General features: G+C 32.2%; 17 protein-coding genes. 7 read left to right on the top strand and 10 right to left on the bottom strand.

Features of this window, described 5'->3' with window-relative positions; genetic code table 11:
* Positions 1-34 precede the first annotated feature (34 nt).
* Both ACE193_RS19400 and ACE193_RS19395 read right to left on the bottom strand, forming a co-directional pair.
* The gene (locus ACE193_RS19400; RefSeq protein ID WP_375559871.1) at positions 35-445 is read right to left on the bottom strand and encodes a type II toxin-antitoxin system VapC family toxin; all 411 of its coding nucleotides are present in this window, start codon (positions 443-445) and stop codon (positions 35-37) included.
* A 10-nt stretch (positions 446-455) separates the two neighbouring features.
* On the bottom strand, positions 456-665 hold the full coding sequence (locus ACE193_RS19395) for a hypothetical protein (RefSeq protein WP_375559870.1): 210 nt from the start codon (positions 663-665) through the stop codon (positions 456-458).
* 172 nt (positions 666-837) lie between these two features.
* Here ACE193_RS19395 and ACE193_RS19390 point away from each other — a divergent pair, with 172 nt between their 5' ends.
* From ACE193_RS19390 to ACE193_RS19360, 7 genes are all read left to right on the top strand, one after another.
* Positions 838-2,154 carry a DUF3825 domain-containing protein gene (locus tag ACE193_RS19390; protein WP_375559869.1) on the top strand — a complete coding sequence of 439 codons (1,317 nt, stop codon included), beginning with the start codon at positions 838-840 and terminating at the stop codon, positions 2,152-2,154.
* A gap of 505 nt (positions 2,155-2,659) precedes the next feature.
* Positions 2,660-2,812, top strand: coding sequence for a hypothetical protein (locus ACE193_RS19385; protein WP_375559868.1), 153 nt, complete (start codon positions 2,660-2,662; stop codon positions 2,810-2,812).
* Positions 2,813-2,962: 150 nt separating this feature from the next.
* On the top strand, positions 2,963-3,148 hold the full coding sequence (locus ACE193_RS19380) for a CsbD family protein (RefSeq protein ID WP_375559867.1): 186 nt from the start codon (positions 2,963-2,965) through the stop codon (positions 3,146-3,148).
* Positions 3,149-3,284: 136 nt separating this feature from the next.
* Positions 3,285-3,443, top strand: a complete 159-nt coding sequence (locus ACE193_RS19375; RefSeq protein WP_375559866.1) for a lmo0937 family membrane protein — start codon at positions 3,285-3,287, stop codon at positions 3,441-3,443.
* 106 nt (positions 3,444-3,549) lie between these two features.
* A complete protein-coding gene (locus ACE193_RS19370) occupies positions 3,550-4,959 on the top strand; it encodes an HTTM domain-containing protein (protein WP_375559865.1) in 1,410 nt (469 codons plus the stop codon).
* Between the two features lie 139 nt (positions 4,960-5,098).
* On the top strand, positions 5,099-5,989 hold the full coding sequence (gene dapA / locus ACE193_RS19365; protein WP_375559864.1) for a 4-hydroxy-tetrahydrodipicolinate synthase: 891 nt from the start codon (positions 5,099-5,101) through the stop codon (positions 5,987-5,989).
* Positions 5,990-6,548: 559 nt separating this feature from the next.
* On the top strand, positions 6,549-7,370 hold the full coding sequence (locus ACE193_RS19360) for an SGNH/GDSL hydrolase family protein (protein WP_375559863.1): 822 nt from the start codon (positions 6,549-6,551) through the stop codon (positions 7,368-7,370).
* Between the two features lie 61 nt (positions 7,371-7,431).
* Here ACE193_RS19360 and ACE193_RS19355 read toward each other — a convergent pair whose 3' ends face one another.
* The 8 genes from ACE193_RS19355 to ACE193_RS19320 form a co-directional block, all read right to left on the bottom strand.
* Positions 7,432-12,039 (bottom strand): translocation/assembly module TamB domain-containing protein, encoded by a 4,608-nt coding sequence (locus ACE193_RS19355; RefSeq protein WP_375559862.1) that lies wholly within the window; start codon positions 12,037-12,039, stop codon positions 7,432-7,434.
* A 325-nt stretch (positions 12,040-12,364) separates the two neighbouring features.
* Positions 12,365-17,260: a M43 family zinc metalloprotease gene (locus ACE193_RS19350; protein ID WP_375559861.1), complete on the bottom strand. Its 4,896-nt coding sequence runs from the start codon at positions 17,258-17,260 to the stop codon at positions 12,365-12,367.
* Positions 17,261-17,533: 273 nt separating this feature from the next.
* Complete coding sequence (locus ACE193_RS19345) at positions 17,534-20,047, bottom strand: M28 family peptidase (protein ID WP_375559860.1); 2,514 nt, start codon at positions 20,045-20,047, stop codon at positions 17,534-17,536.
* A 236-nt stretch (positions 20,048-20,283) separates the two neighbouring features.
* The gene (locus ACE193_RS19340; protein WP_375559859.1) at positions 20,284-21,063 is read right to left on the bottom strand and encodes a hypothetical protein; all 780 of its coding nucleotides are present in this window, start codon (positions 21,061-21,063) and stop codon (positions 20,284-20,286) included.
* Positions 21,060-21,827: a hypothetical protein gene (locus tag ACE193_RS19335; protein ID WP_375559858.1), complete on the bottom strand. Its 768-nt coding sequence runs from the start codon at positions 21,825-21,827 to the stop codon at positions 21,060-21,062. The genes ACE193_RS19340 and ACE193_RS19335 overlap by 4 nt, the downstream gene beginning before the upstream one ends.
* Positions 21,824-22,612 (bottom strand): hypothetical protein, encoded by a 789-nt coding sequence (locus ACE193_RS19330; RefSeq protein WP_375559857.1) that lies wholly within the window; start codon positions 22,610-22,612, stop codon positions 21,824-21,826. The genes ACE193_RS19335 and ACE193_RS19330 overlap by 4 nt, the downstream gene beginning before the upstream one ends.
* A complete protein-coding gene (locus ACE193_RS19325; protein WP_375559856.1) occupies positions 22,609-23,193 on the bottom strand; it encodes a hypothetical protein in 585 nt (194 codons plus the stop codon). The genes ACE193_RS19330 and ACE193_RS19325 overlap by 4 nt, the downstream gene beginning before the upstream one ends.
* Positions 23,159-24,247 (bottom strand): ISAs1 family transposase, encoded by a 1,089-nt coding sequence (locus ACE193_RS19320; RefSeq protein ID WP_375558711.1) that lies wholly within the window; start codon positions 24,245-24,247, stop codon positions 23,159-23,161. Before ACE193_RS19320 ends, ACE193_RS19325 begins: the two co-directional genes overlap by 35 nt.
* Positions 24,248-24,258: the final 11 nt, after the last annotated feature.

The following is a 24,258-nucleotide window of genomic DNA, read 5'->3' as shown; positions in this document are numbered from 1 at the left end:
TTTGATTTTACTTTTATTAGACAGAAACTTATTTTTATAGATTATCGATTAAAATAACTTCTAATTCTGTTACACTTTTTAGTTTATCATCATTAGTTAAGAATTTTTCGCAGTTTTCCTCCAAGGCAACTGCCATTTGTAATGCGTCCATTCCTTTCAAAAAACTATATTTTGCTCTTAATTTATAAGCTCTAACAGATATTTGTTCATTTATAGAAATGACAGATATGTCCATTGAATCTAAAAAATCTCTAAATTTTAAAATAGTTTCTTGTTTGCCTTGTCTTTCTGGCATTACGCCAAACTCCATAACTGTAATTACGCTAGTTACTAATTTTTCTTGATTCAAAATTACTTCTATGAAATAGTTTTTAACCTTTTCTACAAAAATTGGATTAGCTTCTATTAGGTAGATAAAAGGAGCAGTATCAATAAATATTCTCATAATTTTGGCTTTATCTATCTTCTTCTCTCAAAGAATTTACATATTCTTGTGCATCTAAATTCCATATTCCTTTTCCAGTTCCGATAAAGTTATCCAAAGCAAGTGTGATTCTTTTTTTGCGTTCGACGCTTTCAAAAACTTCTTTTAGTATCAGTTCTAATTCGTCAGTATTTAGCTTTCGAATTTGTTCGATGATAGATTGTACGGTTGATGTATTCATAATTTATGACTTTTGAAAATTATAACTTAACTTATAAACTCTCTAACGCAAAAATGACTTGAAAAGATTGAAATTGCAAATCTTATATTTTATACTAAAGATTCCCTTGAAGGCTTTTTACTTTTGAGGGAATTTTTTATATTAGATTTTATTAAAAAAAAAATTAAAATCTATGTCAAAAACTAAAGCTGTTGTAAAGTACTTCAATCCTCAACATAATCATGGAAAAGCATACACAGATGATGGTAAAGAAGTATATATTCATGTTGATAAAATTTCAGATGAAGCAAAAATTCTTATTGAAAAAGAAGAGGTAGAGTTTGATATAGTTGAAGGTGAAAGAAGAGGTAAAATAGAATATTCTGCAAATAATGTAAAACGTATTACTCCTAGATATACAGGTGTAATCGTGGATTTTGCTGATGGTATAGGAAGAGTTCGTTGTAAAGAAGATAGGGAATATTATGATATTCACTATAGAGAGTTCATAGATACTAGAGGTAATACAATTTATGAGAATACGATGGTAAAAATGATAGAGGGAGATGATATTGAATTTGATAAGACTAAACATAGGGGTAACAATGCTGCTGGTAGAATTTATTATGACTCAAGATTACCTCTATATAAGTTCGCTCAAATTCCTAATATGGATCGGAAGTTTTCAGACTTAGCTTTGTTATCTCCTGAACCATGGAATTATTTAAATAGTGACCCTGAGAATAAGTTTTTACCTGTTTTAAAAAATTATATTTTATATACTTTTGCTCGTTTAAAAAAGGAAGAGGCAAAGTATGATATTATGAGAATATCATATTCAACTACTGAATATATCTGGAAGGGTAAAAAACGAGATATACAATGTGCTTGTTTTAACACAGGTCTTGCTAATCAAAGACAAGAAGGTATTTATGCTTTTTTTGTTGAAAATTTAAATCGTAAATCTGTTTTAGAGCCTAAATGGGTATTGTCTAAATTTTGTAAAAGTAGTGATCGTGATATGAGTGTTTTTAAAGAAAAACCAGAAAGTCCAGACTATTTTAGAGAAATTACAGATATTTCTGAGATAATATATAACCCGTCATTAGATCATGAATTAAACTACGAACATATTCTCAAAGATAGAAATAAAAGGTTTCAAGACTTAGCTAACATGTCTGATTATATGCTACAAAGTCTTTTGGAACAGGGATTGAAAACTGCAAGAGAGAGAGTAAGACGTAATTATAAAGCTGCTGTTCCTCAATACTATAATGGCAAAATTCAATTACTTTTACCTTTATCACTAAAACAACCAGACAAAACAGAATTAGCATTAGTAGTAGAGAGAGAAGGGGAAAGATATTTTAGTTCAACAGTACTAGAATTAGAATGGGCATATAGTAATGCGAGATTAATAGCAAAACCTGATAGAGAATGGTTAGATCCAGTAGCAGAAATTGATGAGAATGAGTTAGAAAATATAAAGATCACTGAAGCTGAAATGTAACCCAACCTGCCCAGCTCTAGCTTACCTCAAGCCAAGTAAGGACTATATATCCAGTTTCCAGCCGTGACTTTTGCATTTATAAAAACTAGCTTTTCTATCAAAACGCTCTTAGCCTTACAAAAGTAATTCTAAGGCTATTTTTTTTGTATCTTACAATGAACCAAAATTATTTTGTATTTTGTGTAACCTTTCTTCATCAATTAGAGTTGTATAAATAGACAGACACTTTAAGTAGTTTCGCTAAGTAATTAAATTTACAAAGCCATTTTTTCTGACAAGGGAACAATCATTTTTTTAAATTTTCCTTCTCAAACTATATTCCACTAAATAAAGTGTTTTAAAAATCACAAAAAGTATTTAACAAAAACATCTTTATTCAAGCAAATTAGTAAAACTAAGATTTTCTAATTGCCACTTTTTCACCTCGTCTTATATTTATTTGATATAGACATAAATTTTTTCAGCTATGAATTTTAAAGCAATAATCAGCATTTTCCTTATCCTTATGGGCATTATCGGATTAGTAATAGGTGTATTCGGTATTTTCGGACAAAACCTTTCTGATCAAAACCCTTGGATTTTTGCTATACTTGGTCTTATATTTTTTATCTCAGGAATGGGACTTTTCAAAACTACAAGTGGTAAAGTAGAAGGTTAAATATGCTACAAGAAAGTTTTTTTGAATTTTTTCAAACAAACATCTTTTAAAAATGTTATTATATTGAGTATTTATTAGATATTTAGTGTAAAAAAGCCTAATAAATGCTATTATTTATTTTTTAATCTTAATTTTTTAAATTTTATTATTATGGACAAGCTAGAATATAAAGGAACTTGGAACGAAGTAAAAGGTCGTTTAAAACAATCGTATGGCTCACTTACCGACAATGATTTGACGTATCAAGAAGGGAAAGAAGACGAGATACTTGGTAACCTTCAACAAAAGCTAGGTAAAACTAGAGATGAGGTAGTCGACATGATTAAGTCTATCTAGTCAAAGAACGTTTTTAAATTAAAAGGGAATTTATATTTATTTTCCCTTTTAATTATTTTTTAAATAAAAAAATCAATCTTAATAGAAGATAATCACATCTTCCACTTTTTAATCTTAACTTTTTAATCTTTTTATTATGGGTAATTTATTATATATCGTCGCTGTTGTTCTTGTTATTTTATGGGCTGTAAGTTTCTTTAGTGGAGCTTATACAGGTGGAATCATTCATGTACTTTTAGTTATTGCTATTGTTGCCGTTTTACTTCGTGTTATTCGTGGTGGCAAAATTATATAGAACCTAATTCATTAGGAAATCAATAAAACACTATATAAACCCTCTTTATTTAATTATAATGAGGGTTTAATTTTGTCTAAAAAAAAGTGGATTGTATCTTTGACAGATGAAATTATACACAAATCTAAAAGCATCATTAAACAAGCCTATTGATATCGCACCTTTGATTTATGCAAGAATCATTTTGGGATTATTGATGACTATCGAACTCTGTGGAGGAGCTTTATCGCCTTATGTCAAAACTCTTTTGACAGGAGATTTGCATTTTTCGTATTCCTTCGCTCCTTTTATCAAACCTTGGTCAGAACCACTGCTAATGTACACTCATTTTGGAGTAAATTTTATTTTGGGTTTGATGGTGGTGGTTGGTTTTAAGTATCGTTTTGCTTGTATTGCTATGTTTTTTTCGGCTACTTCTATTTTTTTAATGGAAAAAACACTGTATATCAATCACGTTTATTTGTATTGTATTCTGTTTTTAGTCTTTGCTTTTCTTCCTGCAAACCGAGCTTTTTCAGTAGATGCTCATCAAAACCCAACTATAAAATCTTCTGAAATTCCTGCTTGGACAGTCTATTGTATCATTTTTCAACTTAGTATAGTTTATATTTATGCAGGAATTGCAAAACTGAATATTGACTGGCTACACGCTCAACCGATGCAAATTTGGTTGGCTGCCAAAAAAAATCATCCTGTTCCTTATTTAGGAATTTTACTTGCTCACAAGTACCATGCTTTTTTGGTGGCTTATGGTGGAATTATCTTTGATTTGTTTGTTGTTCCTCTTATGCTTTGGAAAAAAACGAGGAAAGTAACCTTTATTTTAGCTATCTTTTTTCATGCTACCAATGCAATTACGTTCGGAATTGGTACTTTTCCTTGGTTTTCTATCGCTGCAACAGCTTTATTTTTCCCTCCTTCTGTTTTTCGAAATTGGTGGGTTTTTAAGTATTTTGATAAAAAACTGCCTAAAAAAAACACTCACTTTTTTCAGTATTCTGATACTTCAAAATTATATCAAAACTTCGTTTATTCTTTCTTTATTTTATTTTTTGTGATTCAATTTTTTCTTCCTTGGAGGGCATTTTTGTATGGAGAAGACCCTAGCTGGACAGAACAAGGACACTTTTTTTCGTGGAGAATGATGCTCAGAACCAAACGAGGGATTACCACTTTCAAAGTCAGTGATGCTAAGTCAGATAAACAAGAAATTGCTTACCCTAGCAAACATTTACCCTATCGCCAAAGACAAAAAATGCAAAAAGACCCAGATATGATGCTTCAATACATTCATTTTTTGGAAGATTATTATAAAAAAGAAAAAGGCTATATCGAACCTATCATAAAAGTAGAATCTGAAATGTCGTTGAATGGAAGAAAAAAACAATCTTTTATTGATTCTACTGTTGATTTGACGAAAGAAAAACGAAGTTGGAGATTGTATAAATGGGTAATTCCACTTACTGAAACAGAATATATAGAAGCAGAAGGTGAAAATGAAGGGCTAAACGACTAAAGTTTACTTTTTTTGAGAGAATGCCTATTTTTAAAATCACTATTATCGTTTAACTTTGTATGAATATATTTTTAAGCCCTAAGGGTTTTGAAAACCCTTAGGGTTTCGAAACTAAGCTGACGACTTTTAACAAATAGCTATGAATAATTTATTTAGAGGAACAGGAATTGCCCTAGTTACTCCTTTCGATGAAAATAAAAATGTAGATTTTGATGCACTCAAAAATTTACTTGTACATACACAAGACCATGTAGAATTTTGGGTCGTTCATGGCACAACTGGCGAGGCTGCCACCACAACACGCCAAGAAAAACGAGAGATTTTTGATTTTATTACTGAAAATAATCCAAAAAAATTACCTTTGGTGTATGGGTTAGCTTGGAATGACACCAAACAACTCATTGAATTGATTGGAAAATCTAACTTAGAAGGTGTTTCAGCAATTCTTTCGGCATCTCCTTCTTACAACAAACCAACACAAGAAGGAATTTATAGACATTATATGGAAATGGCTGATGCTAGTCCCAAACCAATTATTTTGTATAATGTACCGAGCAGAACAGCATCCAATATTGAAGCAAAGACAACACTAAGACTAGCAGAACACCCAAATATAATTGGAACAAAAGAAGCATCTGGTGATATTACTCAATGTATCGAAATTTTGAGAAATAAGCCAAAAGATTTTATGGTATTTTCTGGAGATGATGCCCTTACACTTCCTTTGATTTCTTTGGGTGCAGATGGTGTAATTGGAGTTATTCCGAATGCCTATCCAAAAGAATTTGGAAACCTTACTCGTGCAGCCCTTAAAGGAGATTATAAAACAGCAAATGAATATTTACACCAGCTTTTTCCTTTATTCGAACATTTATTTGTAGAAAGTAACCCTGTTGGAATCAAAGAAATTTTGTCTTTAATGGGAATTATGAAACCTGATGTAAGACTTCCTCTCCTAAACGCATCAGAAGAACTAAGTCAGAAGTTTGATAACGAAATGAAACTAATCAATACTTTTGTTTCAGCATAAAACCAATCATTTTCTGATGATATGATTACTAATTTGATATCGTAAAATAGCTTACACTATTCTAATGTGATTTACAAAATTGCTGGCTCTTCCAACTTTTTAGCGACAGATAATGTATTCAGATGTAGCTTAAAATACTTCTGAGAAAATATTTCATTTGTTTTGAGCAAATGAATATACTCCTTTTATATTTTGTTTAACTGTTGGTAGAGCCATTATATTTGTATTTTTTTGTCTATTTTTTAGAAAAAATATAGTTTATTGATACAAGAATTAATAAATTTACGTGAACTCGGTATTAGAATTATATGTATTCATCAGTCTATGCTTCTTTATTAACTGATTTACAAACTATCTTGTCAGTACACCTTCAAGATGTCAGACAAGATAGCCCAACATAGCTGTCTGACACTCTGAAGTGTCTGACAGAGACATAAAGCAAGAATATAATACCGAGTTCACGTTAAATTTGAGCTTTAATTCTTTCTCTTTTTTTGATTCTCTTTTTTAATTTTGCACAGACTAGAGAGTCTGTTATACTTAATTTATTCTAGTCAAATTGTCTGATTTTATTCCTCCTTTTACTTCTCATTCCTCTCAAAAGAAATCTTCTACATCTAATTTATACAATTTGTTTTCTGTGTGGTTAGTCGTTTTGTGTGTAATTTTGGGTTTGTATGCAATGGATAGTTATGAAAAGCCTGTAAATTTTGATTTGTCTATCAAAAAACCAACTGCCAAAGAATTATTTACTCCTCCTTCAACAGATTTTTTGTATCAACAGTTAGCCAAACAAACCTATTTTATAGTAGATTCTTTAGAACTAGCTCGCAAAAATAGCATTGATACTTCTGCACAGCGTATTTTATTGACTGGAGATTCTATGTCAGAAGGCTTGTATCTTGCTTTCCGAAGCTATGCAAAACATAATAATCACTTTTTGAAAGGGCGAATTTGGTATAGTTCTCTAACTATTCAATGGAGTAAAACTGATAGTTTGGAACGTTTGATAGAAATTTATAAACCTACGATTGTGATTTTTACGCTAGGAGCAAATGAACTTTTCAGAACTGATATTTACGAACGAGAAAAAGATATTCAAGATATTATTGCACAAGCTGGCGATACACCTTTTATTTGGGTAGGTCCTCCAAACTGGAAAGATGATACGGGAATTAATGAAATCATTGAACGAAATATGCCTTCAAATACTTTTTTCTTGTCTAAAGATTTGGAGTTTGATAGAGAAAGAGATGGCGCACACCCTACACGAGAATCATCAAAATATTGGGCAGATACTATTGCAAATTGGATTATGAATAAATCTCGTCATAAAATTTTATTGGAAAAACCTGTTTCGGAAGGTTCGGATAATAAATAGAACGTAATAAAAAACTAAGAAAATGGCTGTCTTTTTTACTTCTATGACAGTTAAATGCAACTTACTCCTCAATCCGAATTTCATTATCCTGCACAAAAGGAACTTTCTTTTTCTTCTTCTTGAATTTAAAAAGGTCTTTAAAATTATCAAAAGTAAAGACTTTTAATAGACTTGCTCCTGCTGTCGAATTGTTTTGAAGGGCTGTATTGAATGTGTTTACATTATTTTTATGATAGACTTTCATACGCAGTTTTCCATCTGGCAAAATCAAATATTCGACTGTCCAATCACCTGCAATACTAGCTAAATTAGCTTGATTCTGAACATTGGTAAACGAGCCTTCCCGAGTTACACGTATTCTTCCCTCAAAAAATGAATATGACAAACGAAGTTGTAACGTATTCAATGCTTGTGCATCTAACCCTTGTACATTCAAATCTATTTCTAAATTTTCATCTACTTGCGAAATGAGATTACTAAGCTGATTGGATAAAAGCTCACTTACACTACTTCCTGCTGACCTATTAATTCCCTCAAAGGCATTTTGGGTAGATAAACGTCTCAATAAAATTAAACTAAAGACCTGTTTATTCATTTCTTGGTCGTCATTCTGAATACGAGTTTTGAAAGCTGCTATATATGATTCTAACGAAATTGGTGTTCCTCCTGCTAGTATCAAAGCTGGATATTGAGTTATATTTATGTCAAAAGAAATATCTGGAGTAAGCAAATCACCTTTCAAAAACAAATCCACCACAACAGGATAACGCCTTTTTATCTCTGGACTAGCCAAAACACTACTATCCGAAACTGTAATCAAAGGAGCAAGAGAAGCCATTTGTTGATACGTCGCTGTCAAATCTACTTGTGCAGCAAAAGGATCACCACTCCACGTAATATGACTTCCTCTATCTACATTAAATTCTTTATTTATGACATTCATAAAGGTAAAATTATATGCTCCCTTTACAATTTCTACATCGCCATACATATTAAAATCGCCTTTTGTATCGACAATCATTTTGAGTCTTCCTTTTCCATTTCCACGAATAACATCCCCTACTTTTTTATCAAAAATAAGTTCCATGTATGCATCAGGTGTAATATCTAAATTGAATTCCATTTTTAGACTAGACAAATCTTCTTTTTTCAAACGGCTTTGAAGAGAATCTAATTTTGTAGAATCGGTATGATTGACAAAACGAATGAAAGACTGTGTCGAAGAAACATCTTCAGGATTTGAGAGAGGCATATAAATACGTGTCCCAGCTTCACTTTTTGCATTAATCGTAATTCCTAATTGCTCTAAAGCTCCAAAAAGCTCAAAATCTCCTGTCGCAAAAGCAGTTCCATAAAAAAGGTCATTATGATGTGGTTTTGTATCTAAAACCTTCATTTTTTTCATTTCTCCACGAAGTTGCATCACAAAATCCTTAAAACCATCGTGAAAAATACCACCATCCAAAAACGCAATATTGTCAGCATCGTCATACAAACGCAATCTATCCACACCAATTTGATTTTCTGTAAAAGTTACTTTATCATCAAAATGATAAACTGTATTGAGATAATCTACTCTAAAACTGCCCCCACTTACAAAGGCTTCTCCAATCAATTTAATCTGATTTGGCTTTCCTTTTATCTTGACAGCACCATATACATCTCCCTTAAAATTATCTGCTACTACATTCAGAAAAGGTTCAATAATATTGAGTTTCATTCCGATAATTTTGGCATCCAAATTCAATGGATTTTCTTTGTCTTTTGGCGAATAATATCCCGAAATATCAACGACTTCTCTACGTCCATACGCTAAATAAGATTCAATATTTAGTTTTTGTTCTTCATTATTCCAAACAGACTCTGTATGCAAGTTTCCAATCGGAATACCTGCCATTACTACTTTTTGAAGATTGAGATTATTTTCTAATTTTAATGTATCATAAACACCACTAATAAAGGCTTCTCCACTTGCTCGCCCTTCCACATCCTGCCCCAAAAATATTCCAAAAGGTTCTAAATCTACATTGACCAAACCCACATTCAGAACCGAGTTTGGGTCTTTCGAAACTTTGCCCATTACTTCTACTCGTTGGCTATCACTTTGCAATACAAATCTATCTTCAAAACGAATTTCATCTTTACGAATTCCTATTCTAACAGAGGAATCACTTTTCCATTTTTTATCTAAGACTAAAAATTCTGGTTTGATAAGATTAAGTGCATAAAGTGAATCTGTAATATTTAAAGAACCTTTCAAAGAAACATTATCTTCGTGTTCTTGTCTTTTGAGATATGTGTCAAATAAAATTTCTCTTCCAAACCATTGAGCATCTATACGCAAATTTTCAGCAGAAACAGCACTTGTATAATACTGTCTTTCAGAAAATATATTCGTCTGAACATCCACTCCCAATGAATCTAAAGACTTAATGGCATTGATTTTCAAATCTGTTTTGTAGAGAGCCAAATCTTGATAAGAAAGTGAATCTATATAAGAATCTAATGTAAATTTTACTTGATTTTTTTCTAAATTTCGCTCAAAAACCCCATCAAATCTTGAATCAGCAGCAATAAAAAAACTGGGTTCGAAAAGACGAATTAGTGGATTTATTTTTTTTATATCCATCGAATAATCAATCTTGTAGGGTTCTTTTTCAGCAGGATTTTTTTCTAAACTCTCTTTCTTTTTATCATAATAAGCTACTTGTGAAGCCGAATCATTCAGAAATTCTAATTGATATTCTTCAAATGTATTTATGGCATCATCAATGGCATCTTGTAATTGAAATTCTCCTTTTATATCAAAATCAACATAATCAGATTCTAAATGAATATCACGAACCCCATTTTCTAAGGTAGAATTAAGAGAAATTACGCTTAAAGCTAGTTTATTTTTGTTGTAATCAATTTGTGCTTGACGAATTTCGGCTGTTCCTGTAATAGAATTTAGAGTAAGCCCTTTTAGATTAAAATTACCATTTCCTTGTAGGTTTGCAATTTTTCTTGAAAGACCTAAGTTTTGCAAATCCGACTTTATAATACGAACTCTTCCATTTATAACACTATCTTGTAAATCAATTTTCCCACGCACATCAGCTACTAAATTTACATCATTGACTGTCATTTCTCCATCAAAAGAAGGGTATTTCAAACGTCCATCTACCAAAATATTTTTATACGAGTAATACTTAAATGTATTTTTTAATGTGATGCTATCGACAGTAGCCTTGATTTCTAAATTAGCTTCTTTTTGATTAAAACCTTTTCCTTTTATCTGTCCTTTAGCTGTTATTTGTCCTAGAAAACTACTTTTGGCGAGTTTTCCAGCATTGAATTTTGTCAAATTTAATTTACCTTCATACGTTTTATTTGTTGTATTCAAATGAATATCAGTTACTGCATTTCCTATGGAGGTTTTGAATTTTGCATTGGCTACAAAATCAGAAGGAAACCCTAAAAACTCACCTGAAAAATTAACCATTCCTAAAGGCAAAACAGTTTGATAATCAGATGGAGAAATATATTGTTTTATATCAGAAATAGTAACTCGTGCATCTTTAAAACGCAAATCAAAAAAAGAGTTTTCATAATCAGGCAGCCCCCGAATAGCAAATTTTCCATCAACAAAACTCTGATTCGCAAAATCAATTCGTAAACCTTTCGAACGCAAATCATCCACTGTTCCACGCACCACTCCTGTAGCTACTACTCGTTCTTTGTAGGCTTTTAAAGAAGGTGCAAAACGAGCCAAATCAGCAAAATCAATTTGGGCATTTTGAAGGTTTGCATAAATATCTACTTTTTCTATAAAATTCTCTGAAAGATAAGCCGTACTATCATATCTAAAAATAAGTGTGTCTTTGAGATAACTATTTCCAATTTGTGCATCCAGATTGAGAAATTCTAATGAATTGTTGGTATAACGAAAAAATACATCCAAGTTACTGACAGGAAAATCTACAAAAGGCTCAATCAAACTTCCATTTTTGACATTTAATTCAACTGTATCTTTAAACAATCTAAAATAATCTAACTCACCATAAATATTATTGATAGTAAAATGATTGTAATCAAAAAGTCCTGTTGCTAATGAATCTCTAGTTGGATTATGAAGAGAAAATTGTACATTATGCAAACTTGCCTTACTAATTCTGAAAGGAATTGCTTTTGTTTTTTTGGTAGTGTCAGTGGTAGAAGAAAGAGCAGAAATAGCTCGTACAAGCTCATTGATATTCCAAGATTCTGTTGCAGGATTCATGGTCATATTAAACTGTGTTCCACGCAATTCTACATTATCAATCTGAATAACTTCTCCTCCAAAAATCTTACGCCATCCCAAATCTGCATTAAGTGTATCTGAATCTATAAAAAGACGGTCTGTATGGTCAATGACACGCAAATTAATTAATGTAACTTTATCAATATCAGAAAAATATAATCTTTCGATAGTAATTGGAAACCCCAAACGCTCACTCAAATAAGTCGCTCCAATTTTGGCAGCCCACGTTTGAGTACCTGAATATTGAGCTACCAACGTAATCAAAAGTCCAAATATAAGCACACCCACCATAAACTTTAGCGTAAAGCGTATCGTTTTGCCTATCCGTATCATAAACCAACGGAGATAAATAGCAAGATTGTGATATATTTTTTTGAGTTTTTGCACGTCAATAAAGTTAGAAATCAGATTTATGAAGTCAGAAGTAGATGCAGAATACTTTTTTAGCTTAATGGTTTAGCATTGTCTATTCTTTCAATGTAAAATTATAGAAATAAAGCTAGACTTCCTTTTAAACAGTTCTAAATAAGATATGTTTTGCAAAAAGAAAACCATTGATTTTTTTAAAATTAAAAGACAGAAGTATTCTTTAAAATCAAGTCAGAGGTCAGATTTATAAAGTTAAAAGTGAATATAGTTTTCAATAAAAAAAACGGAAAGCCAATTAAGGCTTTCCGTTTTTGATTTTTATAAAAAAGATTTGAAATAATGATTATTCTATTATCAATTTTTTGATAACCATTCCTTTTTCTGTTTGGATTTTAATAGTATAAATTCCTGAAGAATATTCTGTCAAGCTCAAGCTATATAAACTTGCTCCAAGTGGAATCTTTTCTGTTTTGATAAAACGTCCTAGTGCATCTGTTACTGTAATAGTAATTTGCTCTTGGATTTCGCCCAGTTCAATTTTGAAAGTTCCAGTACTAGGGTTTGGATAAATACGCAATGCGTTAGCTAATTTTTCATCTTCTCCAGTAACAATAACAGGAACAAAAAGTCTAAAATAAGCAGAACGAGTTTTGTAAGTACAACCTGTTGAGTAAGTAACTACTGCATAATAGTTTCCACTTTCGGTTGGCGTAATCGTTTCTCCACTAAAAGTAGTACTTTCTTCTCCTTCTAAGAACCAAGTTACATTTGTAATTTGTGTTGAAGTGTTTTTAGGTTCTACAAAAAGTGTATTTTCAGTACTACGTAAATAAGTAATTTCTTCATTAATACGCTCTACACTTATAGATGTTGAAGAACTTGTACAGTTGTTTTGAGAAATAGTAACACTATATTCACCTCCTGAAGTTACTTCAATCGTATTTCCTGCATTTCTACGAATAACTCTTCCATTTCTACTCCAATCGTAACGAACACTATTTACATTATCTGTTGAAAGTGTAACTCTTTCGCCTGCACAGAAGGTCGAAGATGAAGCTGATACAGAAACAGAAGGTAAAGAAGTTATTGTTACTTGGATGTCATCAGTAGCCGAACACCCATCTTCTGTAACTGTAAGTGTATATAACCCAGAACTAGAAACAGAAAGTTGTCTGTCTGAGCCTACTACTGCACCATTCAAAGTCCATTCATAAGTTGCATTGGTTGCTTCACTTGCACTAATAGTTCCACTTTCACAGAAATTAGTAGCTATACCTTGGGAAATATTTGCTGTTGGTGCATAATTAAGTGTTACTCTAGTAAACGAAGAGGTAACAGTACAACTTCCTCTAGTAATTCGTACTTGATAAGATGAGGTACGAGTAACTTCTAATGTATTTGCAGTTGCTCCACTAATCACAATTCCATTAACTAACCATGTATAAGTTGCTCCATCTACCACATTAGCTGTGAGAGTAGTAGTAGCTCCACAACTACGAAGAGAAGAACCTTCTGTAATTGTTGCTATAATTGGTGTAGCTACAACAGCTTCTACTTGTGTACGTGTGCTTTCATTTCCATTACTAACTGTACTAATAAAATAAGTCGTAGATTGTGTAAGAATAGGGGTTGTATAAGTAGCAGTATTTATTTCAGCTACTAATGTTCCTGCTGTTGCTGCATCATAAATACGATACGTAGAACCTGTTCCAGTAAGAACAATACTTACACTACCCTCTCCACAACTTTCCATAACAGAAACAACAGTTGGGGCATTTGGCAATGTACGACCTGTTGCTTGTACAGCATTAGAACGAACAGAACCGTTTATTGCAACCAAACTATAAGGATATGAAGTATCAGCCGTAAGTCCAGTATGCTCAAAAGAAGTTGTCCCTGTTGGGAGTGTCGCTACTTGTGTATTTCCAGAAGTAATTATATAACTTGTTGCACCATTTACGGCAGTCCAAGTCAAATCAATCTGTGAAGTTGAAGTTCCTACTGCTCTAAAGTTAGTAGGACTTGCTACTGTTGTAGTAGTGCCTCCACCACCTCCACCAGTTGTACCTGTAACAGTAACTGTTACCGTATTCAATGTACGAGTACAAGTAGTGGTTGCATGAGTAGCAACTACTCTAAAACTTGTACTTACTGTAAGGTTTCCTGTTGGAAGGCTTATTGTTCCTCCAGTTCCTGCTACGACTGCTCCTACATTAACATTACCTGCTGTATTTTGTAACTGATAATTTACACCTATTTGAGATGTAGGAACTTCAATAGTACTACCATTTCCACTTGTAACACTTGTAGGATTGGCTACTATGGTAATATTATTTGGTAAAGCATTTACTGTAATATCAGCAGAAAGGTTACTTGTTGTAGCTGGATTAGAAGCTCTAACTCGTACTTTATAGCCTGTACCTGCTGTCGTTGGTGCAGTTAATGAAATCGGACTTGTACCAGTTTGTGTAGCTGTGATTGTTCCAAAATTTCCTGCTGCATCTGATAATTCTGCTGTAAAAGTATTTCCTCCAACAAATGTTCCTGTTGTTGTAAAAGGAACACTAATAGTAGATCCTGAACAGAAACTTGTACCTAATGTACCCAAAGTAATCGTTGGGGCTGCTCCTGTAACGGTAACTGTTACCGTATTCAATGTACGAGTACAAGTAGTGGTTGCATGAGTAGCAACTACTCTAAAACTTGTACTTACTGTAAGGTTTCCTGTTGGAAGGCTTATTGTTCCTCCAGTTCCTGCTACGACTGCTCCTACATTAACATTACCTGCTGTATTTTGTAACTGATAATTTACACCTATTTGAGATGTAGGAACTTCAATAGTACTACCATTTCCACTTGTAACACTTGTAGGATTGGCTACTATGGTAATATTATTTGGTAAAGCATTTACTGTAATATCAGCAGAAAGGTTACTTGTTGTAGCTGGATTAGAAGCTCTAACTCGTACTTTATAGCCTGTACCTGCTGTCGTTGGTGCAGTTAATGAAATCGGACTTGTACCAGTTTGTGTAGCTGTGATTGTTCCAAAATTTCCTGCTGCATCTGATAATTCTGCTGTAAAAGTATTTCCTCCAACAAATGTTCCTGTTGTTGTAAAAGGAACACTAATAGTAGATCCTGAACAGAAACTTGTACCTAATGTACCCAAAGTAATCGTTGGGGCTGCTCCTGTAACGGTAACTGTTACCGTATTCAATGTACGAGTACAAGTAGTGGTTGCATGAGTAGCAACTACTCTAAAACTTGTACTTACTGTAAGGTTTCCTGTTGGAAGGCTTATTGTTCCTCCAGTTCCTGCTACGACTGCTCCTACATTAACATTACCTGCTGTATTTTGTAACTGATAATTTACACCTATTTGAGATGTAGGAACTTCAATAGTACTACCATTTCCACTTGTAACACTTGTAGGATTGGCTACTATGGTAATATTATTTGGTAAAGCATTTACTGTAATATCAGCAGAAAGGTTACTTGTTGTAGCTGGATTAGAAGCTCTAACTCGTACTTTATAGCCTGTACCTGCTGTCGTTGGTGCAGTTAATGAAATCGGACTTGTACCAGTTTGTGTAGCTGTGATTGTGCCAAAATTTCCAGTTGCATCTGATAATTCTGCTGTAAAAGTATTTCCTCCAACAAATGTTCCTGTTGTTGTAAAAGGAACACTAATAGTAGATCCTGAACAGAAACTTGTACCTAATGTACCCAAAGTAATTGTTGGGACTGCTGCTGATTGAATGGTAATAGAATAATCTTCTGCTTGCCCTCTAAATACAGCACAAGAAGTAGCCGTTCCATCCCCAACAAACGAAGAGACTACACGCAAACGTAACGCCTCATTAAATATAACTCCAGCAGTACCAGCAGCAGGAGCTGTATAGTTAGTTGTATAAGTAAAAGTTCCTGCAACATTTGTAGATGTACCTGTGGCTACCTCTTCTCCTGCATCTAAGAAATCTCCGTCTTTATTATAATCTATATATACCTTCACGTTATGTGAATTGACAGATGTTTCTATTTTCAAGGGATGAGTTGTACCTGCATTTACAGTTGTTCCTTGTGTACATACACGGTTTACATAGTTTCCTTCTGAGTCAGAACGTCCAGAGGTAAGATTAAGCGTATTCATATTAAATCGTGTAATCCCAAAACCACTAAAAGTACCAGTCGCAGTAGGTGTACAAGCTAGTGGAGGAAGTGTCCCTGAAAGAGCTGTTGCACCCAAAGAAGAAATCAGCCCTCCTCGTTGTGTTTCCAAAGCTGTACGCATTCGTGTTACTTGATTTGGAGAAAATCTATCTTGTGCATTACAATAAGACATATAATTAGCTAATGTCGCTGCACTAACTCCACCACAGTTAGTAGTAGCACAAGTACCTAACATATATGCATGAGGGTCGGTATCACAAATTAAATCTCCTTGAGTAGCACAATCAGTATTGGCAGGACAGTCAGTAGCATTTGCACTATCATTTCCTGTTTCTGCTTTATGAAAAGTATGTTGTAGTGCAAAAGCATGACCGAGTTCGTGTGTCATCGTTGCGCTTGTTCCGTTTACTTGAGTTGCCAAAATTACAGTACCATCTACTGCAGGACTTGCGCCTGGAAAAAAAGCATACCCTGCCGTGAAAGACCCTGAAGTTCCGTCATTGCCATCAATTTTATTGACAATCCAAATATTATAATAATCTGTGTTAGGCCAAATACTCAATGCTTTTACCGTTGCATCTGTTGCACCTCCTGTACCTATTCCTCCTGCCGTGTAATTGGTCAGTCCAGAACCATTAACTCTATTAATACCTGTACTGGCATTACAACTAGGATCTCGTTTTGCATAAATAAATTCAATTTCTACATCTGATCCAGCACCTCCCCCATTTCTAAAATCGCTATTGATTTTAGTAAGCATTTCATTAATCCTTGTATCAGTAGGATTATAGATAGTACCTACTGCACCTCCTGTATGAATAACATGTACTACAAGAGGAATTTGATAAACTGTAGCATTTTCTCTCTGTGAAGCTGAATTTGCCATTTTTTCAGCTATGTGTACTTGTAAATCAGCTTGTATCCTTTCAAAGGTAGCCCTATAATCAGGGTCTGCTAAATTCTGTTGATGAATAGTATTTGTGGCACAAGGTTCTACTTGAGCTTGTGTAACTTCTGCTATTAGTGTAAAAAATAATAGCAGTAGCCCTATGAAATAATTCTTTTTCATAAAAGTTGTAAAAGTAAGAGTGTAATAAATGATTATTTTAAATTAAAAATAATGATGGATAAAATAGATGGTTCAACTTAAAGTAAGAATCCTTTTTTTATTCAACCCATCATTAACCTAACATTTTTTTGTAGCAATTTTATCTAAGATATTAAAAGTATTTAATTTTAGCCCTTTTTTTCAATAAGAATTTAACCCCTTTTTTTTAAAAAATAGCCTTACGGTTATGTAAGGCTATACTTTGTTAGAGAAAATATTTTTATTTTCTACTTTTTAATTTTCCTCTTCAATAAAAGAATATTTTTTCTGAATAATAACACTTTCGCTATATGGATAAGGTGCAGCCATCATGGTCTTTTCTCGTTGTTTTGTAATAAGTTTATTTACTTCTTGCAATCCATATTTAAGTTCACTTACCCAAATTTCTGGATTTGGTTGTGAGGTTTCGACATCTATGACAGCACCCGAATCAGGCAATGCCCAAATACTTATTGTTTTAAAATATTTATCAGCATCAACTAAGGGAATTCTGATGGTATCACTCCAAATGGCTTCCAAAACAGAACTATGAACCTGTATCCATTCACCTTGACGAGCTGGTTTGATAGAAAACTGATAGCGATAAGTAGTATCATTTATCATTGAATCAAAAACTAAAGAAAGCAAAGGAGCTTCAAAATTGAATGAAGAATCTAGCTCTATTGTTTTACTTTCCTGCAAGAAATTCCAATTTCCACTTAGATTTTTTGTTCTTCTTGGGTAAATTCCTTTTGGAATAGAATCAAAGACAGCCGAATCACTCAAAAACTGGTTTGTAAACTCATCTGTTTCTTCATCATAAGAAATCCAAGTTTGTTTATTTTCATCAAGATTATACAGATAAAAAATACTATTCGGTTTTGGTTTTTCTTTTGTAAAATTAGCTTCTAAAGCTCCCCAAAATAAAATTCCTATTCCTACCAACATAAAAAACAACGAAAGTGACCAACGCCAACTTTGAGTTAGAAGTTGCATCACAGGAACTAAAAGACCTCCCAAAAGAGCAATCAAAAGAGCCATTAAAGTAAACCCATACAAAACAAAACCTCCTACATTTACAGCTTCAAGAGCTTCTGGAACGATAGCCAAAACAGGGTAGAAAATATAAATAGTAGGAACAGAAAGAAGCAATAAGAAAATTGCATCAAATGGATTGAGGTAACTCGCATTATTACGAAGCAATAAATAAAGCCAAGCAACAAGCATCGATAAAGTAGGAATAACAAAAAGATAGGCAGCAGGACGCAAATCCATTCCTATCCAATCTTGACTAAAAACAGTCAAAGCACTCAATCCAATCCAAAAAGGCAAAACACCCAACAGAACCGAAGCAGGTTTTTTACTTCTAAAAAATATAGAATATGCAAGCAAAGAAATACCTACAAAAATAAGTGCAAATGCTATTTGATACCAAAAAGCAAAATAAGTGGTGTTATAAGGCATCCAAGTATAAGCTGAATGTGTCATCAAAATTCCTTTCCAAAGAAGAGTTGCAAGCCCTCCAATAGCAATAACAATAATCAAATATCCAAACAAACTACCTGCAACCAGTTTCCAAGACCAATAACGCAAACCAGACAAAAATAATAATACAAAAAAGATAAGCATTCCATAAATTGTCCATTCCAAATGTTCATCATTAATATCTATAGCTATAATTTCTCCAAAGCTCTCCCCCAAAGGAACTCCCAAAAAAGTAACATTTTCCTCAGAAGTAATTTCGGTTTTGAGGTTTTTTAAGTCACCAAAATAACGAATCAGAGCAAGCATATAATCGCCATGTTGTTGAAGCGAACGTTTATCTAAGTTTTCTGGTGTGTCTAATGGTGTGTGATAATGTGTATGTTTGCCTATAAAAGCAAAGTTTAGAAATGGGATATTATTTTCTCCAAAAACAGCAGCATCTGTTCCGTTTGGCATATTTTGATAGACAATATTTGCAAAGGAAGTACCGAAAGCTCGCAATTTACCTGTTTTATTCGCTTTTTTGAAAGCTGTTTGTGTATGATGAAGAAGATTTTGATTTTTATCAGAGGTTTCGAAAAGGATTGACATTCCTCCTGCTCCTCGTGCTTCAAAATTAAAAGCAACACCAATTTCTTTTGCCCAAGGGTGTTGTTCCATAAATGCCTGCGCTCCCAAAAGGTCTATTTCTTCGCCATCAGAAAAGAGAAAAATAATATCATTTTCGAAAGGAGAGTTATTTACTTGTGTTTTGAGCATATCCATTATTTCCAAAATTGCTCCTACGGCTGCTCCATCATCGGCTGCTCCTGCTGCATTGCTGCGTGAATCGTAATGACAGGCTATCAGAATCGTGTTTTTTGGCGTTGCGACATCGACTAAATTGATGGTAGAATCTACTGTCGTGGAATCTAATAATATAGAATCTGATAAAACAGTATTTTCTATTTGCTCAATAGAGTTTTTACCTTTTACTCGCACCAAAATATTTTCTAAGAAAGAAATTTGAGGTACTTTTCCATCATTTACAAAACTTGTCGCCTGAACTTCAACTTGATAACCCATTGCTCTAGCCTGTGAAACAATGTAATTACGAACGCTGTCGTGTGCTGCCGAGCCTGTGGGGTGAGGAATTTTGGCTATTTTTTGAACGTAGGTAAAAGCTCTATCAGCCGAAAAATTTACCTCTGTATTTTGGGGTTGAACAGGAATAATTTGAACAGCCGAAATAATCAAAACGGCTGTCAAGACACAAAAAGTAATAAAAGTAGAAACTGATTTCATAGATAAGAAACAATTATGAATTATGAAATAATCAGCGAAGCTAATTAAAAATTACGAACTGAAAGACAACACAGTTAATTATGATTATAATCTGTTAGATATTAAAATTACAATCTAAAGCTATTTGCTTTAATAAAACTATTATCTTAGGCAAAGAATAAATATAGATTATTTTGGTAGGTTAAATGTATTCATTTTTTGCACGAATTAAAAATTATTCTTTGCTTATCCTTTCATTATTCTATTTCTTCATAATCAAAAGGCTTTAATTCTTGTCCTTCTTTTGGTAATGTTCTGTATTTTTTTGTAATTTTTGTTTGATTTCTACCTAGTCTTTTTATTGAGATTTCGAACTCAAAATCTTTTTTATCCATTTGAGAAATTGTGAAGGGATATTTTTTATAGACAACATTTTTGAGAGCAAATCTACTCTTATCGCCTTGTATTCCAATTCTGTTTTCATCTATAATAGTCAATTTAGAAAATAGTTTATCAAATCCACATGATTCAAAAAATCTTACTCTTACACTAATTCTTTCTTTTCTAAACTTCTGGAGCAAAGCATTTTTATACAAAGTACTTGTAAAATTAGATTTTAAATATAATTCTTCATTAGAAATAAGTTGATTAATTTGTTCTGTAAAGAACTTATTCAGAAACAAGATATCATTAGAAAATGAATCTTTAATATCGTTTAAAATAACTTTATTAGAATTTTTATAAAAACTAATAACATAATTAGAATTTTTCAAAAATTTTATTATTTCTCTATCCCTTGGGTTTGTAGTAGCAAAAGAAATATCTCTTGCGCTTTTTCTCTCCCACCATTTTTCATTGATAGCAAACAAATTTTGATGTTTTTTTTCTAATTTTTGAGCTGATTCTATGATATTCTGCTCTGTATTGTCTAATTCTCTTTTATTCACATCAAAAATAAAGTACGCAAAAAAAGCTACTCCAAGCCACAAAAAAGCAGAGATAAAATAAAGTTTGAAAGAAGTACTATTATTTTTCATTCTATTTCTTCGTAATCAAAAGGCTTTAATTCTTGTCCTTCCTTTGGTAATGTTCTGTATTTTTTAATTATTGTTTTTGGGTTTCTACCTAAGGTTTTGACAGTCATTTCAAATTCAAAAGCTTTATTAGCATTTGTAAATATTCCTCTCTCAATATTTTTAGGAAAAGTAAAATAACCTATTGTGTAATTATCAAAAATATCAAAACAGATTCCGAATTTATTTCCTTCAATTACTTTGAATTCTGTTTTAGGATAAGTCCCACATTGTGTCCCAAATCTATGTGACTCCCTTTGTATTCCGTTTCTAAAAATTTGAAGGAAAATTTTATTATATAATTTTCTACTTAGTTCTGACTTAACATATAACTCTTTATTCGCAACTATTTTTGTATTTTGTAGAGGGTGCATTTTTTCAAAAATCGAATCTACTTCTGTAAAACATGTAATCATATCTAAAAAAGTTAGATTTTCAGAGTTACTAAATTTATCTAAACCTTCATGCAAACTTTCTATATAAGCTAATGACTCTAAATCTCTTTCAAAGAAATAAAGTAGGTTTGCTAATTCCGTTCGTTCCCACCATTTATTAGATAAGTCATAAAAATCTTGATGCAAATCATCTATTTTAGTAGAAGATTCTACAATCATTTCTATTTCTTGCTCATCTGAATTTTGATAAATAAAGTACGCAAAAAAAGCTACTCCAAGCCACAAAAAAGCAGAGGTAAAATAAAATTTGAAAGAATTACTATTATTTTTCATTTTATTTCTTCGTAATCAAAAGGCTTTAATTTTTGTCCTTCTTTGGGTAATGTTCTGTATTTTTTGGTTATCGTTTTTGGGTTTCTGCCTAGTATTTTAGTGGTCATTTCAAATTCAAAAGCTTTATTATTTTCATTAAAAACACCATGTTGTGCGTTTTTAGGAAAACTAAAATATCCTATTGTGTAATTATTAAAAACACTATTAATATACAGAGCTATTTTATGATTTTCAAACTTATTTAATCTAACCTCAGAATCAACAAACAATATACAACCCTCATAAATTTTATAATCTCTTTCTCTATTCCATTCCTCTCTTATAATTTGAAAAAGAATATTTTTATATAACTTATTTATTGATTCAAAAGCTAAATAAAACTTTTCATTTTCAACAAAGCCATCTATCCAATACTCATAACTTCTTCCATTATAATATGCACCTTCACCCAAAACAGGAAGTTGTTTTTCAATTTCTAAAAAAGTAATTTTATCAGACTTTTTAAATGTTTTAATAGCTTGTTTTGAGTTTTCTAAATTATGGACTGTTTCTACATCTCTCTTATTTATAGAAACAAATCTTGCTAATTTATTTCTCTCCCACCAAGTATATTCTAAATCATAAAATTCTTGATGCAAATCATCTATTTTGGTAGAAGATTCTACAATCGTTTTTATTTCTTGCTCATCTGAATTTTGATAAATAAAGTACGCAAAAAAAGCTACTCCAAGCCACAAAAAAGCAGAGGTAAAATAAAATTTGAAAGAATTACTATTATTTTTCATTTTATTTCTTCGTAATCAAAAGGCTTTAATTTTTGCCCTTCTTTGGGTAATGTTCTGTATTTTTTGGTTATCGTTTTTGGGTTTCTGCCTAATAATTTGGTAGTCATTTCGAATTCAAAACTCTTATTAGTTCCAGTAAAGATATTACTTTCCATTTTTTTAGGAAAAGCAAAGTAACCAACTTTGTAAGGAGCAAAATCATTCATACTCAAACCTACTTTTTTATTTGAAAATATTTTTAAGTTTAATTTAGCTCCTCCCCAATAACATTCTGGATAGATTTCATAGTTTCGCATCCACTTCCATTCATTTCTAAATACTTGTAGAAGACTATTTTTATATAACTTTCTAGTTAATTCAGACTCCAAATAAGTTTCTTCATAAGAAATCAAATCTTTAACAAATTCTTTTCTTCCATTCGTATCTAACACTGGAAGTTTTAGTTCAATATCCGAAAATTTAAGTATGTCATAACTCTCAAATACTCCAATATTTTCTCTTGACTTTTCTAAATCATCAAGTGTTTTTATCAGACTAAACGCACTATTAAATGAACATTTTGGTAAAAAGTTGTTCAGCATAGCTTGTATTCCAATTAATTTTATTCATCATTTTTTTAGTGCTAAGTTTAGTTTCATACATTTTAGCAGCATTTAGTATTATTTTTCTGACTAGTGCTAAATTATGAACTGAATTGTCTTTTCGGTTTCTTTTTTCGTCTTCTTTTAAAATAACGTCTAGTTGCCAATGTAATTTATTTTCTATTGCCCAATGCCCTCTAGCTAATTTATAGGCTTGTTTTGCACTCAAATTTTTAATACTTGAGATATAATAGCGTATATGTTCTCCTCGTAATGAGCTATTTGTAGTTAATTTTATTAAAGTTACTAAACCTAACCAATTAGCTAGATTTTCTATCCATTTACAGTTTGAACTTACCTCTACTTTATATTCTACTACTTGATTAGCACTTGCTGACCAATCTTGTGTCTCAAATATATCATCAGCCTTTTCTACTTTAAAAGTAAGCTCTGTTTGCTCTAAAAGATGTTTTTGGTTTCCTTTTAGGGCTAAAAAATAATCTCCTTCTTTCTCTATAATCTGTTGAGCAATCGCTTGTTGTGTTCCCATAGCATCTAAAGAAACAACATATCCTTTCAAATAAAGCATTCCTAAAAGAGCTGGAATAGCCGTAATTTCATTACTTTTTTCTTCTACTTGAACCTGTCCTAAACTCAAACCTAGTTCACTAGCAACAGCACTAACTAAATAAATCCCCGTTTTACTACCCCGAAGAGCTTTTCCATCCACACTAATTTGCTGATAAGGTAAACCTAAATCTTTAATGCAAGCTGAAATCCAATCCATAAAACAACTATTAAAAAAAGCACTATCTAAGTGTAAAAAAACTCTACGTATAGTATCATGGGAAGGAATTCCGTTAGGCAAACGTAGAAAATTTTGTAAAAATTCCTTTTTCTCAATACCAAAATCGGCTATTTCTTCATAACCATCTGCACCATGAAAAATAGCACATACACTTAAAAGCAAAATATCCTGCAAATTGTGCAAGTAATTTTTATTTTGCCTACGAAAATCAGGAACTTCTGATAAATAAGAGCTTAAACTGACCATAAAAGAGAAAA

The sequence above is a fragment of the Bernardetia aquimarina genome (genome assembly GCF_042180575.1).
Lineage (GTDB): Bacteria > Bacteroidota > Bacteroidia > Cytophagales > Bernardetiaceae > Bernardetia.
This window is presented reverse-complemented; position numbering and strand designations above follow the sequence as displayed.